Source organism: Pseudonocardia benzenivorans CB1190 (assembly GCF_000196675.2).
Lineage (GTDB): Bacteria > Actinomycetota > Actinomycetes > Mycobacteriales > Pseudonocardiaceae > Pseudonocardia > Pseudonocardia benzenivorans.
In genome coordinates this window covers 4,732,456-4,747,862 of record NC_015312.1, presented here as the reverse complement: position 1 = coordinate 4,747,862, position 15,407 = coordinate 4,732,456, and the positions used below count along the sequence as shown (strand labels likewise).

14 protein-coding genes are annotated in these 15,407 nt (G+C 73.5%); 7 read left to right on the top strand and 7 right to left on the bottom strand.

Annotation, left to right across the window (positions count from 1 at the left end; all coding sequences use genetic code 11):
• The first annotated feature begins 10 nt into the window (after positions 1–10).
• From PSED_RS22225 to PSED_RS22215, 3 genes are read left to right on the top strand one after another with little or no spacing between them, the layout of a single operon-like run.
• Positions 11–649: a TetR/AcrR family transcriptional regulator gene (locus PSED_RS22225; protein WP_158511337.1), complete on the top strand. Its 639-nt coding sequence runs from the start codon at positions 11–13 to the stop codon at positions 647–649.
• Positions 649–1,833 (top strand): MFS transporter, encoded by a 1,185-nt coding sequence (locus PSED_RS22220; protein ID WP_013676487.1) that lies wholly within the window; start codon positions 649–651, stop codon positions 1,831–1,833. Before PSED_RS22225 ends, PSED_RS22220 begins: the two co-directional genes overlap by 1 nt.
• Entirely contained in the window at positions 1,830–3,023 is a 1,194-nt protein-coding gene (locus PSED_RS22215; protein ID WP_013676486.1) for an alanine racemase, read from the top strand. The genes PSED_RS22220 and PSED_RS22215 overlap by 4 nt, the downstream gene beginning before the upstream one ends.
• Before the next feature lie 24 nt (positions 3,024–3,047).
• Here the strand turns inward: PSED_RS22215 and PSED_RS22210 are convergent, their stop codons facing one another.
• The 3 genes from PSED_RS22210 to PSED_RS22200 form a co-directional block, all read right to left on the bottom strand.
• Positions 3,048–3,932, bottom strand: coding sequence for an IS5 family transposase (locus PSED_RS22210; RefSeq protein WP_013673184.1), 885 nt, complete (start codon positions 3,930–3,932; stop codon positions 3,048–3,050).
• A 129-nt stretch (positions 3,933–4,061) separates the two neighbouring features.
• Positions 4,062–5,102: an enoyl-CoA hydratase/isomerase family protein gene (locus PSED_RS22205; protein ID WP_013676485.1), complete on the bottom strand. Its 1,041-nt coding sequence runs from the start codon at positions 5,100–5,102 to the stop codon at positions 4,062–4,064.
• A 46-nt stretch (positions 5,103–5,148) separates the two neighbouring features.
• The gene (locus PSED_RS22200) at positions 5,149–5,907 is read right to left on the bottom strand and encodes a helical backbone metal receptor (protein ID WP_013676484.1); all 759 of its coding nucleotides are present in this window, start codon (positions 5,905–5,907) and stop codon (positions 5,149–5,151) included.
• A gap of 62 nt (positions 5,908–5,969) precedes the next feature.
• Here PSED_RS22200 and PSED_RS22195 point away from each other — a divergent pair, with 62 nt between their 5' ends.
• Entirely contained in the window at positions 5,970–7,286 is a 1,317-nt protein-coding gene (locus PSED_RS22195) for an MFS transporter (RefSeq protein ID WP_143770569.1), read from the top strand.
• Here the strand turns inward: PSED_RS22195 and PSED_RS22190 are convergent.
• A complete protein-coding gene (locus tag PSED_RS22190) occupies positions 7,216–7,842 on the bottom strand; it encodes an FMN-dependent NADH-azoreductase (protein ID WP_013676482.1) in 627 nt (208 codons plus the stop codon). The two genes, PSED_RS22195 and PSED_RS22190, sit on opposite strands and share 71 nt — an antisense overlap.
• A 93-nt stretch (positions 7,843–7,935) precedes the next feature.
• Between PSED_RS22190 and PSED_RS22185 the strand changes: the two genes are divergently transcribed.
• On the top strand, positions 7,936–8,397 hold the full coding sequence (locus PSED_RS22185; protein WP_202946304.1) for a MarR family winged helix-turn-helix transcriptional regulator: 462 nt from the start codon (positions 7,936–7,938) through the stop codon (positions 8,395–8,397).
• 148 nt (positions 8,398–8,545) lie between these two features.
• Here the strand turns inward: PSED_RS22185 and icmF are convergent, their stop codons facing one another.
• Together icmF and PSED_RS22175 are read right to left on the bottom strand one after the other, a co-directional pair.
• On the bottom strand, positions 8,546–11,791 hold the full coding sequence (gene icmF, locus PSED_RS22180) for a fused isobutyryl-CoA mutase/GTPase IcmF (protein ID WP_013676480.1): 3,246 nt from the start codon (positions 11,789–11,791) through the stop codon (positions 8,546–8,548).
• A 111-nt stretch (positions 11,792–11,902) separates the two neighbouring features.
• A complete protein-coding gene (locus PSED_RS22175; protein WP_013676479.1) occupies positions 11,903–12,181 on the bottom strand; it encodes a hypothetical protein in 279 nt (92 codons plus the stop codon).
• A 146-nt stretch (positions 12,182–12,327) separates the two neighbouring features.
• On the opposite strand from PSED_RS22175, the gene PSED_RS22170 reads away from it, so the two are divergent.
• A complete protein-coding gene (locus tag PSED_RS22170; RefSeq protein ID WP_013676478.1) occupies positions 12,328–13,113 on the top strand; it encodes a maleylpyruvate isomerase family mycothiol-dependent enzyme in 786 nt (261 codons plus the stop codon).
• A gap of 21 nt (positions 13,114–13,134) precedes the next feature.
• On the opposite strand, the gene PSED_RS22165 is transcribed toward PSED_RS22170, so the two are convergent.
• The gene (locus PSED_RS22165; RefSeq protein ID WP_013676477.1) at positions 13,135–14,571 is read right to left on the bottom strand and encodes an MFS transporter; all 1,437 of its coding nucleotides are present in this window, start codon (positions 14,569–14,571) and stop codon (positions 13,135–13,137) included.
• A gap of 110 nt (positions 14,572–14,681) precedes the next feature.
• Here PSED_RS22165 and PSED_RS22160 point away from each other — a divergent pair, with 110 nt between their 5' ends.
• The gene (locus PSED_RS22160) at positions 14,682–15,395 is read left to right on the top strand and encodes a TetR/AcrR family transcriptional regulator (RefSeq protein WP_013676476.1); all 714 of its coding nucleotides are present in this window, start codon (positions 14,682–14,684) and stop codon (positions 15,393–15,395) included.
• Positions 15,396–15,407 lie beyond the last annotated feature (12 nt).

Sequence of the window (15,407 nt, the reverse complement as noted above, 5' to 3'; positions counted from 1 at the left end):
GATGCGGGGCATGCCCCAGCCACGGATCGCGAGGTCCCAACGACGCGACCAGCTCGTCGCCGCCGCGTTGGACGTCGCCGAACGCGAAGGCGTCCCCGCGATGAGCGTCCGCCGCGTCGCCGAGGCCGCGAACGTCTCGCTCGGCCTCGTGCACTACTGCTTCACCGACAAGGACGACCTGGTCGCGGCGGTCGCCTCACGGATCGTCGAGGAGCTGGAGGCGGCCGGTGTGGGAGCGCTCGTCGACGTCGGCGCCGGCTCGCTGGGCGACGCGTTGCGCGCCGGGGTCCGGGGGCTGTGGGCGAGCCTGTCGGCCAACCGGAGCCGGCAGCTCGTCACCTACGAGATCACCACCCACGCGTTGCGCCAGGAGGGCCTGCACGACGTGGCCGTCGCGCAGTACCGGGTCTCGGAGGGCGCGGTGTCGGCGTTCCTGCTGCACGCGGCGATGACCACCGGGCACCACTGGACGCGCCCCGTCGAGGACCTGGCGGGCACGACGCTCGCGCTGATCGACGGCGTGACCCTGCGCTGGCTCGTCGACGGTGACGACGAGGGCGCCCTCGCCCGGCTCGACGCGTTCGCCGACGCCCTGCTGTGCGACGCGTGCGAGGACCCCCTCGCGAGACCTGCCGCCGGGGACGCGTGATGACCCTCGTGACGGGATCCGGGATCGTCACCTCGCGGCTGCGCAGGGCCCGGCTCGGGGTCGCCGCCGCGTTCGCCGCCCAGGGCTTCCTGTTCGCCGTCCTGCTCACGCACCTGCCGCAGTTCGAGGAGCGCCACCACATCGACGACGCCACCGTCACGCTCGTCGTGCTCGGGGTGTCCCTGCTGGCGGGGGTGGGCAGCGTCGTCGCGGAGGCCGTCGCGCGCCGCCACGGCAGCGCCGTCGCCCTGACCGTCGGCCTAGTGACGATCGTGGGCGCGACCGCGGCCGTCGCGCTCGCGCCGGATCTCGCCGTGCTGTTCGCCGGGTTCGGCTGCTACGGGCTGGGCGTCGGCGCGGTCGACGCCGGCAGCAACATGCAGGCCGTCGCGGTGCAGCGCGGGTACGGGCGCAGCATCCTCACGTCGTTCCACGCGGTCTGGTCGGGTGCGGGGATCCTCGGCGCCCTGTGGGTCGCGCTGGGGGAGCGGCTCGGGATGTCGCCGGCGGCCGGGCTGCTGATCGCGGCGGCAGCGGCGGCGGTGCTCGCCGTGGTCGCCCGGCACGGGATCCTCCCGGGCCGCGAGCTGCCCGTCGCCGGTCCCGATCCGGCCGCCGCCGCCGTCCCGTGGCGTCCGGTCCTGCTGCTCGGGTCGGCGATGGCGTGCTTCTACGTCGCCGACGCGGGCGTCTCCAACTGGTCGGCGCTCTACCTGCACGACCTGCTCGGCGCCGCGGCCGGCACCGCCGCACTCGGCTTCGCCGCCTACCAGGGAGCCGCGCTCGCGTCCCGCGCCGCGGGGGACCACCTCGTCCGCCGGATCGGCGCGGTCGCGACGGTGCGGCTCGGCGCGTTCGTCGGCATCGGTGGCTTCCTGCTCGCCGTGCTGGCGCCGAACGCCGGGCTCGCGATCGCCGGGTTCGCGCTGGTCGGGCTCGGCTTGCCGGTCGTCGCGCCGCTGTGCTTCTCGGCGGCGGGGGCGCTCGCGCCCGGCGCGACCGACGCCGTCGTCGCGCGGGTCAACGTCTTCAACTACCTCGGGGCCGTCATCGGCGGCGTGGCGGTCGGGGCCGTCGGGACGATCGTGGACCTCCGGGTCGGCTTCGTCGTCCCGCTGGTCCTGGCCGTCGCGCTCGTCGTGCTGGCCCGCGGGTTCGTCCCGGCACCGAAGGAGGCGCGATGACCATCGCCCCGTCGCGCACGCCCGCCACGGCGTCGTCGGTCGCCGTCGCGGCCGCCCGGCTCGACTCCGCCACCGCACACCTCGACGCGCCGCTGCTCGCCCTCGACCTCGACGCGCTGCGGGCCAACGCCGCCGATCTCGTCGTCCGCGCCGGGGGCACCCCGGTGCGGGTCGCGTCGAAGTCGGTGCGCTGCCGCGCCGTGCTCGACGAGGCCCTCGCGACACCGGGGTTCCGCGGCGTCATGGCCTACTCCGTGCGGGAGGCCGTGTGGCTGGCGCGTGCGGGTGTCGACGACGTCCTGCTCGGCTACCCGAGCGTCGACCGGGCGGCGCTGGCCGCCCTCGCCGACGACCCGGTGGCCCGCGACCGCGTGACGCTCATGGCCGACGATCCCGCCCAGCTGCGGATCGCCCGCGACGCCGGGGGCCGCGCTGGGCTGCGGGTCTGCCTCGACGTCGACGCGTCGCTGCGGATCGGTCCGCTGCACCTGGGCGTGCGGCGCTCGCCCGTGCGCACCCCGGAGCAGGCGGCCGCGCTGGCGACGTCGGCCCGCCGGTTCGGGTTCGAGGTCGTCGGGGTGATGTTCTACGAGGCCCAGGTCGCGGGGCTGCCCGACTCGTCGGCCGCGGTCCGGCTGGTCAAGCGCGCGTCGATCGCCGAGCTCACCCGTCGCCGCGCGGCCGTCGTCGACGCCGTGACCGCCGTCGCCGGCGCGCTGCGGATCGTCAACAGCGGCGGCACCGGAAGCCTGGAGTCCAGCGCCGCCGACGCCGTCGTCACCGAGGTCACAGCGGGCTCGGGCCTCTACGGCCCCACCCTGTTCGACGGCTACCGCGCCTTCACCCCGCGACCCGCGCTGATGTTCGCGCTGCCCGTCGTGCGCCGCCCGACCGCGCGGATCGCGACGGTGTTCGGCGGCGGGTACATCGCGTCCGGTCCGGCGGGCGCGTCGCGGGTCCCGACGCCGGTGCTCCCCGTGGGCCTGCGGCTGCTGCGGACCGAGGGAGCCGGCGAGGTGCAGACCCCGGTCGGCGGCCGGACCGCGCCCCCGATCGGCGACCGCGTCTGGTGGCGGCACACCAAGGCGGGCGAGGTCTGCGAACGCTTCGCGGAGATGCACCTCGTCGAGGACGGGCGCGTCGTCACGGCGGTCCCGACGTACCGCGGGGAGTCCCGGACGTTCGGCTGAGAGAGTGTTGTAGAACCTCGGTGGTCAGTCTTTGAGGTCTTCTGCTAGTCGGCGGGCGGCTTCCTTCTCAATGTCACTGCGGGGAGCGGGGAGTTCCTCACCGGCGAGGCGGGCGGCCATCAGCCGGATCATCGCGAACTTGATCATCGCCTCGGCGTGGGCAGTCTTGCGTTCGTAGTCCCGGGCCAACCGTCTACACCTCGTCAACCAGCCGAAGGTTCTCTCGACCACCCACCGGCGGGGCAGCACCTGGAACCCTTTCACGTCGGCGTTACGCGGCACCGCGACCACCTCCAGCCCCTCACTGCGCCGGGCCCAACCGACCAGGCCCGCGTCCACCGAGTTGACATAACCGCCGTCGACCCACACCAACCCGAGCAGCGGGAACCGGGCCCGGGCACCGGACAGCATCAACCGGGCCCCGGCCCGGTCCTGCACCGACGCCGAGTGCACCACCACGTGCAGCACCAGGCCCAGGGTGTCGACCAGCAGGTGGCGCTTGCGGCCCCGGACGCGTTTACCGGCGTCGTAGCCGATCTGTTCACCGCCCTCGCTGGACCTCGCCGACTGGGAGTCCAGCACCGCCGCCGAGGGCTGCGGGTCACGCCCGTCGGCGATGCGGACCCGCTCACGCAGCACCTCGTGGACCCGGTCCCAGGTGCCGTCGCGGGTCCAGGCCCGAAACCACTGGTAGGCGATGCTCCACGGGGCCAGATCGTGCGGGACCAGCCGCCAAGCGCACCCGCTGACCAGCACATAAGAGATCGTGTCGATGATCAACCGGCGGGAGTGCACGTACGGGCGCCCGCCCAACACCGCCGCCGGGCGGGGCAGCAACGGCTCGATCAACACCCACTGGGCGTCGGTCACCGAGGAGTCATACGCCGGTTTGCAGGTACAGACACACACCCGACCGGATGATCAACAGGTCCGGGCGACTACTACGGCCGCCACGCCGAGTGATCACCAGGTTTCACAACACTCTCTCAGGCGGGTGCCGGGCCGGCTCGGGGCGCTCCCGGCGCGGCGGGTACCGCGCTACCCGAACGTCAGCGGCGGGTCGTCGGGGTGGGCGAGGGACAGGAAACGGTGCTCGGTCTCGCCCGTCACGGCCTCGAAGGTCGCCGGGTCCCAGCGCGGCGCGCCGTCGCGGTCGACCAGCACCGCGCGCACCCCCTCGGTGAAGTCCGGCCAGCGCACGCAGCAGCGCGTCAGCAGGTACTCCACGCGCAGGGCGTCCTCGAGGTCCGGCAGTCCGCGGGCGTCGCGGACGGCGCGCACAGTCAGCGTCGCCGCCAGCGGGGCCGCCCTGTCGAGTGCCTTCGCGGCCGCGACGGCGTCGGGATGCGGGTCGCGGGCCAATGCCTCGCGGATGCCGGGCAGGTCGGGCGCGGCGTAGCAGCGGTCGATCCAGTCGCGGCCCGCGTAGAGCGCGCTCTCGCCCGGGTCGACCGCCAGCTCCTCCGCGGCGGCCATCGCGTCGGCGCCGTCGCGCAGCGCGGTGAGCAGCGCCGGCAGGTCCTCGACCTGCAGATCGGCGAGGCCGCAGGCGACGGCGTCGGCGGGGCCGAGGCGGGCGGCGGTGAGCGCGGCGTGCACCCCGAGCTCGCCGGGCGCGTGCCCGAGCAGCCAGGTCCCGCCGACGTCGGGGACGTAGCCGATCGTCACCTCCGGCATCGCGACGACGCTGCGCGAGGTCACGACCCGCACGCTGCCGTGTGCCGACACCCCGACGCCGCCACCCATCACGACGCCGTCCATCAACGCGACGTACGGCTTGGGGTAGCGCGCGATCCGGGCGTCGAGGCGGTACTCGTCGGCGAGCAGCGCGGCGCCGGCGTGGCCGCCCTCGGCGGCGTCGGCGACGAGGAAGCGCACGTCGCCACCCGCGGACAGGCCGCGCTCGCCCGCGCCGTCGATCGCCACCGCGCGGACGCCGTCGTCGTGCTCGAAGTCGTCGAGCGCGTCCGCGAGCAGCCGGACCATCTCGTGGTCGATCGCGTTGAGGGAGCGGGGCCGGTTGAGAGTGAGCCTGCCGAGGGCGCCTTCGCGGCGGACGAGGACGGGCGGTTCACTCATGCGACCCCCCGTGGGTGGCGATGGTCGCCACCCACGACCAGCGCCGTCACCGGACGTCCAACGCGCGCGGGAGGACGGCGGCGGCTTCGACGAGGCTGGGCCCGTACCACGTCAGCAACCGGCCGCTGACCAGCGCGGACGGCGCAGCGAACGCCTCGGGCCCGTCGTCGGCGGTGAAGAGGTAGGGCTCGTCGGGCAGGACGACGAGATCGTGCTCGGGCAGCGTCGCGGGATCGAACCGCGGATAGCGCTCGGGATCGTCGGCGAGGACGTTGTCGACGCCGAGCCGGGCCAGGACCGCGCCGGTGAAGGTGTCGCGCCCGCACGCCATCCACGGCTTGCGCCAGATGGGGACGACCGCCCGCCGCCTGCGTGCGGGCGTCGGGACCTCGGCCCACGCCGCGCGGGCCGCGACGAGCCACGGCGGCTCGTCGAGCCCGCACGCGGCGAGCATCCGCCCGAGCGAGTCGAACGCGCCGTGCTCGCCGTCCAGGGTGCGGATGTCGGTGACGTAGACGGGCACGCCCGCGGCGCGCAGCGCGTCGAGGTCCGGGGGCCGGTTCTCCTCCTGGTTGGCGAGGACGAGATCGGGCCGCAGCGCCACGATCGCGTCGACATCCGGGTTCTTCGTGCCGCGCAGCCGCGGGACGTCGAGGTCGGCGGGGTGGGTACACCAGTCGGTCGCGCCGACGAGCATGCCGGGCGCCGACTCCGCGAGCGCCTCGGTGAGCGACGGCACGATCGACACCACCCGCTGCACCGGCAGCGGGACGTCGACGTCGCGGCCCTCGTCGTCGGTGACCATGAACGTCTGTCGCACCCCGCGACGGTAGCCGGGCGCGGCCCGGCGCGCCGCTGCGAGCGGGCGTGGGCCGTCCCACGTGGACGGGCCGCGCGCCGCGACCTACCGTCGTTCGCAATGGCAACCATCGCGTCGACGGCGACCGGGCACGAGCGGGGGACGCCCGGGTTCCGCCGCTCGGCGCCGCGATGTGGTGCGCGGGCCTCGCGACGTTCGTGCTGGTCTACAGCCCGCAGGTACTCCTGCCGACGTTCGCCGCCGAGTTCGCCGTCTCCTCCTCGACGGCGAGCCTCGCGCTGTCGGCGACGACCCTGGCGCTGGCCGTCGCCGTCGTCCCGCTGTCGGCCGTGTGCGAGTCGTGGGGCCGCACCCGGATGATGACCGCCGCCCTCGCGGTGTCCGCCGCACTGGGGCTGATCGAGCCGTTCGCGCCGTCCTTCGGGGTGCTGGTGGTCCTGCGGGCGTTGCAGGGCGTCGCGCTCGCCGCGCTGCCCGCGCTGGCCATGGCGCACACGACGCGCGAGGTCGCGGCGCGCTGGCTCGGCGGCGCGGTGGGCCTGCTCATCGCCGGCAACGCGCTCGGCGGTCTCACCGGGCGCCTGGTCACCGGTTTCGTGGCCGATGTCGCGGGCTGGCGCGTCGCCCTCGGTGTGGTCGGCGGGGTGTCACTGCTCTGCATGGTCGCGTTCCGGCTCCTGCTGCCCGCACCGCGGACGCCCGATCCGCCGCGAGTGCGGCTGCGCGAGCTCGGCCGCCCCATCGGGGGCCACCTCGCCGACCCCGTGCTGCGCGGGTTGTTCGCCGTGTCATTCCTGGTCATGGGCGCGTTCGTGACCGTCTACAACTACTCGGGGTTCCGGCTGGAAGCCGCGCCGTTCGGGGTGCCCGTCGGGCTGGCCGGACTGGTGTTCCTCGGCTACCTGGCGGGGCCGGTGGTGTCGCCGTGGGCGGGCCGGGTGGCCGACCGCCACGGCCGGGCGCCGGTCGTGGCGGCGGGCCTCGCCGTCGCGGCGGCGGGCGCGTGGGTGACGCTGCCGGCGAACCTCGTCGTCATCTGTATCGGCGTGCTGCTGGTGACGGTCGGGTTCTTCACCGCGCACGCCGTGGCCAGCGGATGGGCCGGGCGGCGCGCGGCGGACCTGCCCGACGGCTCGCCCGCGCTCGCGTCGTCGCTCTACCTGCTGGCCTACTACGCGGGCAGCAGCGTCGGCGGGTCGCTCGGCGGGGTGGCCTACGACCACCTCGGGTGGCTCGGCGTCTCCTGCTTCCTGACGCTGCTGCTCGCGGCCGGGTTCCTCGTCGCGCTGCGGCTCAGAACGTCTTCCCGAGGTCGCGCGCCCGTGCGTGGGCGGCCTCGCGTCCGGCGCGGGCGTCGGCCGTGACCAGGTTCGGCCGGAACGCGATCTCCTCGACGTCCTCCACGCCTGCCCACGCGAGCCAGTCGCGCAGGTAGGGCGCCTGGAAGTCGCTGCCGAACGCCGGGCTGCGGCCAGGCCCGTACACCGCGCTGGTGTAGACCACGACGGCCCGCTTGCCCTGCAGCAGGCCGGTGTAACCGCGCTCGGGGTCGAAGCCGAAGAGCATCCCGGGCTGGCTCACGACGTCGACGAACTGCTTGAGGATGTAGGGGACGCCCGCGTTCCACATCGGGACGCTGAACAGGTAACGGTCGGCGGCGTCGAGCCGCTCGAACGTGGCCCGGGCCGCCGCCCAGGCCGCGGCGCCCTCGCCGCTCGGGGTCTCGCCGGCGAAGACGGCCATCTTGGCCGCGGCGGCCGGGGGGCCGAACTCGGGGAGGGTGCCGTCCCACAGGTCGAACTCGTCGATCTCGGCGTCGGGGTGGGTGGCGGCGAAGGCGTCGACGAAGGTGCGCGCGATCGCCAGCGACTCGGAGGCGGCACCGCGGGGCGAGGCGGAGACGTGCAGCAGGCGGGTCATGGGGACTCCTCGGTTAGTGGCGTGCAGTAGTAGTGCGTGCGCACGCACATATAACCATGGTGCGTGCGCACGCACAAGGTCTATGCTCACGGCGTGACCGAGGACTCCGGGGTGGCCGCCTGGGCCGCGCTGCTGCGCACCCACGCCGCCGTCGTGCGTGCACTGGAGCACGAGCTGGAACAGACCCAGAACATGCCGCTGGCCTGGTACGACGTGCTGCTGGAACTCAACTCCGCGCCCGACCGGCGGCTGCGGATGGCCGAGCTGGGGGAGCGGGCGGTGTTGTCGCGGTCGCGGGTCAGCCGCATCGTCGACGAGCTGGCCCGGGCCGGGCTGGCCGCCCGCGAGCCCGATCCGAACGACCGGCGCGGCAGCTGGGCCGTCATCACCGACGCCGGGCGCGCCCGGCTGCGGGCCGCGGCCCCGGGTTACCTCGACGGGATCGCCCGCCACTTCGCCGACCACCTGACCGCGCAGGAGCGCGCCGCCATCACGACGGGCCTCACCCGCGTCCTCGATGCCGCCGCGGGGAGCGATGCGGCAGCGCGACGCTGACCGCCCGAGCGCACCCCCACGGTCCTGGCTCGGCGCGCTGGCAGCGGTGAGGTTGCGCGCAACGCACCGCGCGCAACCTCACGGTCGCCTCAGTGGCGCGGGACGACGGTGAGGTTTCGCCCGGTCGGTGGGCCGAGGCGCGGACGGCTCACATGTTGCGCCGGTACTGCCCGCCGACCTCGAAGAACGCCTCGGTGAGCTGGCCGAGCGAGCAGACCCGGGCGGCCTTCATCAGCTCGTCGAAGACGTTGCCCTCACCGGTCGCGACGTCCTGCAGCGCCCGCAGCGCGGCGGGGGCGCTGCCGGCGTGCCGGGACTGGAAGTCGGCGAGCCGGTCGAGCTGGCTCTGCTTCTCCGCCTCCGTGCCGCGGGCCAGCTCGATCTCGGTGGGCGGCTCGTCGGACTCGGGCTTGAGGAAGGTGTTCACGCCGATGATCGGCAGCGTGCCGTCGTGCTTGCGGTGCTCGTAGAGCATCGACTCGTCCTGGATCTTGCCGCGCTGGTAGCCGGTCTCCATGGCGCCGAGCACCCCGCCGCGGGCGGCGATGGCGTCGAACTCCCGCAGGACGGCCTCCTCGACGAGGTCGGTCAGCTCGTCGACGATGAACGACCCCTGCAGGGGGTTCTCGTTCATCGACAGGCCCCACTCGCGGTTGATGATCAGCTGGATCGCCATCGCGCGGCGCACCGACTCCTCCGTCGGCGTCGTCACGGCCTCGTCGTAGGCGTTGGTGTGCAACGAGTTCGCGTTGTCGTAGAGCGCGCACAGGGCCTGCAGCGTCGTGCGGATGTCGTTGAAGTTCATCTCCTGGGCGTGCAGGGACCGGCCCGAGGTCTGCACGTGGTACTTGAGCTTCTGTGAGCGCTCGTTGGCGCCGTAGCGCTCGCGCATCGCGACCGCCCAGATGCGCCGCGCCACCCGGCCGATCACCGTGTACTCGGCGTCCATCCCGTTGGAGAAGAAGAACGACAGGTTGGGCGCGAAGTCGTCGATGTCCATGCCGCGCGCCAGGTAGCTCTCGACGAACGTGAAGCCGTTGGCGAGGGTGAACGCGAGCTGGCTGATGGGGTTCGCCCCGGCCTCGGCGATGTGGTAGCCGGAGATCGAGACGGAGTAGAAGTTCCGGACCTTGTGCCGGATGAACCACTCCTGGATGTCGGCCATCATCCGCAGCGAGAACTCGGTGGAGAAGATGCAGGTGTTCTGGCCCTGGTCCTCCTTGAGGATGTCGGCCTGCACCGTGCCGCGGACGTTGGCGTAGGCGAACGCGGCGAGCTGCTCGCGCTCCGCCTCGTCGGGCTCGCGGCCCTCCTCCTCGCGGAACTTCTCGATCTGCTGGTCGACGGCGGTGTTGAGGAAGAACGCCAGGATCGTCGGCGCGGGGCCGTTGATCGTCATCGACACCGAGGTCGTCGGCGAGCAGAGGTCGAAGCCGTCGTAGAGGACCTTCATGTCCTCGAGCGTCGCGATCGAGACGCCCGACGTGCCGACCTTGCCGTAGATGTCGGGCCGGGTCGCGGGGTCGCGCCCGTAGAGGGTCACCGAGTCGAACGCCGTCGACAGCCGCTTGGCCTCGGAGTCCTGCGACAGGTACTTGAACCGGCGGTTGGTGCGGAACGCGTCGCCCTCGCCCGCGAACATCCGCGCCGGGTCCTCGCCCTCGCGCTTGAACGCGAACACGCCGGCGGTGAACGGGAACCGGCCGGGCAGGTTCTCCTTGCGCAGGAACCGCAGCCGCTCGCCCGCGTCGGTGTAGGGCGGCAGCGCGACGCGCCGGACCTTGTTGCCCGACAGGGTCTCGCGGGTCAGCTGGGTGCGCAGCTCGCGGTCGCGGACCTTCACGACGAGCTCGTCGCCCGAGTAGTCCTCGATCATCTGGTCCCAGCCCGCGAGCAGCTCCGCGGACTCGGCGGACACCGTCTTGCCGACGGTCTCGAGCAGGCCGTCGATGGCGGCGACGTCGGCGTCGGCGCTCTCCAGCTCGGCGCGGGCGGCCTTCAGGTGCTCGTGACGGCGGACCGCGGCGGTCTGCTCCCCGGTCTCGTCGTGGTAGCCGCGGACGGTGTCGGCGATGTCGGCGAGGTAGCGCACCTTGTCGGGCGGGATGACCGCGGCGTGCAGCTGCGAGACCTTCCCCTCGACGGCGGGCAGCCTGCCTTCGCCGACGGTCAGCCCGTCGCCGCGCAGCAGCTCGACGAGGTGCCGGTAGAGCGCGGTGACCCCGGTGTCGTTGAACGTCGCGGCGCTGGTGCCGTAGACCGGCATGTCCTCCCAGCTCGCGCCGAACTCCTCGCGGTTGCGCACGAGCTGGCGGCCCACGTCGCGGCGCGCGTCCTCCGCGCCCTGCCGCTCGAACTTGTTGATGGCCACGACGTCGGCGAAGTCGAGCATGTCGATCTTCTCCAGCTGTGACGCGGCGCCGAACTCCGGCGTCATCACGTACAGCGAGCGGTCGACGAACGGCACGATCCCCGCGTCGCCCTGCCCGATGCCCGGGGTCTCGACGATCACGAGGTCGAACCCGGCGGCCTTCAGCACGGCGATGACGTCGTCGAGGCGCTCGGGCAGGTTGCCGTCGCCGGCGCTGGAACCACCCCGCGTGGCGAGCGAGCGGAAGAACACCTGCTCGCCGGTGAGGCTGTTCATCCGGATGCGGTCACCGAGCAGCGCGCCGCCACCCTTGCGCCGCGTCGGGTCGACGGCCAGCACCGCGATGCGGAGCTTGTCCTCCTGGTCGACGCGGAAGCGGCGGACGAGCTCGTCGGTCAGGCTCGACTTGCCGGAGCCGCCGGTGCCGGTGATGCCCAGGACCGGGACCGGCCGGTCGGTGGCACGCACCCGGTCGAGCACGTCGGCGGGCAGGGCCCCGCTCTCCGCGAGGGTCAGCGCGCGGGCGAGCGTGGCGTGCTCACCGGCGAAGACGCCGTCGTAGGAGGTCGGTGGCGTCGCGGTCAGGTCGACGTCGCACTCGCGGATCATCAGGTTGATCATCCCGGGCAGGCCCATCCGCTGGCCGTCCTCGGGGGAGAAGATGCGCGAGACGCCGCGCGAGTGCAGCAGCTCGATCTCGTCGTGGACGATGACGCCGCCCCCGCCGCCGTAGACCTTGACGTGGCCGGCGCCGCGCTCGCGCAGCAGCTCGACGAGGTAGCTGAAGTACTCGACGTGTCCGCCCTGGTACGAGCTGATGGCGACGCCCTGCACGTCCTCCTGGATCGCGGCGGCGACGACCTCGTCGACGGACCTGTTGTGTCCGAGGTGGATCACCTCCGCACCCTGCCGCTGCAGGATGCGCCGCATGATGTTGATGGCCGCGTCGTGGCCGTCGAACAGGCTCGCGGCCGTCACGAAGCGGACCGGGTTGGTGGGGACGTGGAGAGCGTCCGACGTCATTGAAGGTCCTCCCGATGCCTGTCACCGACCGATTTAGTTTGACATCCTAGTATCGGACGTACAACAGAGCGGGAGCGACGTCACGCCGCCCCCGCGGGACGCGGTCGGCGCTCAGGCGGCGCGGCGCTCGGGAACGGGGAGGACGTCGACGGGCTCCGGGGCCGGCCGGTCGATCGGCTCCGCGGCGGTGACGGACTCGCTCCGGTGCACCAGCTTCGGCAGCGTCGCCGCCGCGATGTCGACCAGGGCGAGGGTCAGACCGGAGCCGATGATCGGGACGAGGCCCGCCCCGGGGAAAGCGGCGGCCAGCAGGAAGGCCACCGGGGGCCACCACAGTAGGGCCCGGAACACGCCGGGCGGCGTCCAGTCCTGAGCCCTGCGGTCAGCCATGGCTTCGATCTACCCCGGACGACGGGCGATCATGCACGCCCTGACCGGTTCGGGTCGAGCGGTCGTCCGCGTCGCGGTGGGCATCTCGCGCCGACTCCGTCGCAATGGCGCGATTCCGGCGCCCCGAGCCGCTAGCGTCGCGACCCATGACCGGTATCGACGCCCTCGGTGTCACGCCTGCTGAGATCGTCCCCGTTCTCTTCGCCGAGAACGTGCTCTTCGCCGACCTCGTGCGCGACGCAGATCCCGAGCTGCCCGTGCCCACGTGCCCGGGCTGGACGATGCGCACCCTCGGCACCCACGTCGCCCGCGGTGACCGGTGGGCGGCCGCGATCGTCGCGACGCGCGCGACCGAACCCGTCGACCCGCGCACCGTCGCCGACGGCCGGGCGCCCAAGCCCGTCGACGAGTTCGGTGCGTGGATGCGCGGCGGGGTCGCCGCACTCGCCGAGGCGGTCGACAGCGTCGGCCCCGACACCCCGGTCTGGACGTTCACCGGGCCGAAGCCGGCGGCGTGGTGGTTGCGCCGCCGGCTGCACGAGCAGACCGTCCACCGGGCCGACGCCGCGCTGGCCACGGGCGGGAGCTTCGACATCGACCCCGCGATCGCCGCCGACGGCCTGTCGGAGTGGCTCGACCTGCTCGTCGCCCGCACCCAGCGGGAGGAGCCGGTGCTCGGCGAGGGCCGGACGATCCACCTGCACTCCCACGACGCCGACGGTCTCGGGTCGGCCGGCGAGTGGGTGATCCGGCCGCACGGCACCGCGATCTCCTGGGAGCACGGGCACGAGAAGGCGACCGTCGCGGTGCGGGGTTCTGTCGCCGACCTGTTCATCGCGATGCTGGGCCGTATCGACCCCTCCGATCCGCGGCTCGAGGTGCTCGGCGAGCGGACGGTGTTCGAGTCGTTCCTGGCGGCGACCCCGTTCTGAGCCCGCGGCGGGCGCCGACCGCTATGCCGGCTGTTCCTCGCGGGCCCGTCTCGGCAGGAGGGCGGCGAGCGCGGCGACCGCGAGGACCATCCCGGCGGTCACCCAGAGCACGACGTCGAACGCCGTCGCCATGCCCTGGGCGCCTGTTCCCGAGAAGAACACCGTGCCCAGGACGGCGACGCCGATCGCCGAGCCCAGCTGCTGGTCGGCGTTGAGCACGCCCGAGGCCGAGCCGACCATCGGCAGCGTCACGCCTGCCAGGACGATGTCGAAGAACGGCGCGATGAACAGGCCCATCCCGACGCCGCTCACGAGCAGTGCCGGGGCGAGCTCCCAGCCCGCCGTCCGCGGCGCGACGTGCGAGGTCAGCACGATCCCGGCGATGCCGAGCGCCATGACGACGGCGCCCGCCTGCAGGACCGGTCGACCGTAGCGGCGGCCCAGCCACGCGCCGGAGAGCGTCGCGCCGACCGCGACGCCCAGCGCCCACGGTGCCAGCGTGAGGCCGGCACGCAGCGGGCTGAACCCGAGCCCGAGCTGTAGGTGCAGGCCCAGTACCAGGAAGAGCCCCGCCATCCCGCCGAAGAACACCAGGCCGACCAGCATGCCGCCGGAGAACGCGCGGGAGGCGAACAGCGCGGGTTCGACGAGCGGTGACCGGCCGGCTCGCGCGCGGCGGACCTGGTGCCACGCGAAGACGCCGAGCACCGGGACGGCCGCGGCCATCATCGCGAACGTCCAGCCCGGCCAGCCCAGCTCGCGGCCCTGGACCAGCGGGAAGACCAGGAGGAGCAGCCCGGTCGTCACCAGGATGGTGCCGACGGGGTCCGGCCTGGCGGTGCGTTCGCCGCGCGACTCCGGCAGCACCCGCAGTGCGAGGGCGAGGCAGGCCAGCCCGATCGGCACGTTGACCAGGAAGACGGTGCGCCAGCCCGCCCCGCCCGGGTCCCACGCGATCAGCGCGCCGGCGAGGATCGGGCCGCCGACCGCCGACAGGCCCATCGCCGGGCCGAAGGCGCCGAACGCGGCACCGAGCTCCCGTGGCGGGAAGGCGGACTTGATGATGCCGAAGCCCTGCGGGATGAGGATCGCGCCGGACAGGCCCTGCAGGACCCGGCAGGTGATCAGGATCCCGGGCGTCGGGGCGAGCCCGCACAGCGCCGAGAACAGGACGAAGCCGACGAGTCCGACGAGGAAGATCCGCCTGCGGCCGTAGAGGTCGCCGAGCCGGCCGCCGGTGACGAGCCCGACGGCGTAGGCGAGCGTGTAGCCCGCGGCGATCCACTGGATGGTCGTGTCGTCGCCGCCGAGCTCGTGCTGGATCGACGGGGCCGCGATACCGACGACCGTCGCGTCGAGCAGGTCCATGATCTCGGCGACCAGGACGGCCACGAGAGCGAGCCGGCGGAGCGGATGTCCCGTCGTGACGGGCGGCGGCGACGTGGTCGGGATGGTCATGGAGGCCTCGCTTCGAACGGTGTTCGTTGACGAACAGCGTTTTACTCGCGAACACTGTTCGAGTCAAGAACACTGTTCGTCGATCCGCGTGGGCGGCTACGCTGCCCGCCATGAGCACGGCCCCCGTAGTGCCCGAGCCGCCCTGGCGCACCCCGCGCAAGGACCCCGCGGTCCGCCGGTCCCTCAGCCGGGAGGCGATCGTCCGGGCCGCGCTGACGGTGCTGAAGACCGAGGGCATCGACGCGGTGAGCATGCGGCGTGTCGCCACCGAGCTCGGGACGGGCGCGGCGTCGCTCTACGCGCACGTCGCGAACAAGGACGAGCTGCTCGCGCTGGTGTTCGACGAGGTCGCGGGCGAGGTCACGCTTCCGGAGCCGGACGGCGCACGGTGGCAGGAGCAGGTCACCGAGCTGTGGACGGAGTCGCGCGCCGTGATGGCCCGCAACGGCGACATCGCCCGCGTGGCGATCGGTGCCGTGCCGCTCGGGCCGAACTCGCTGCGGCTGGCCGAGACGACGACGGCGATCCTGCGGGCCGGCGGGGTGCCGCCGCGCCCGGCGGCGTGGGCGGTCGACGTGATCGGGATGTTCGTCGCGGCGTCGGCCATCGAGTCCGCGCAGCACGAACGGGCCGGGGTCGACCAGGAGGCGTACTACAGCCAGGTCGCGTCGTACTTCCGGAGCCTGCCCGCCGAGCTGTTCCCCGTGCTCGCGTCCCTCGCGCGCGAGCTGACCAGCGGCGACGCCGACGAGCGCTTCGCGTTCGGGCTGCGGCTGCTGGTCGGCGGTCTCGCAGCCGAGGCGGACGCCGCGACGCGGTCGTGAGTGGCGTAGCGC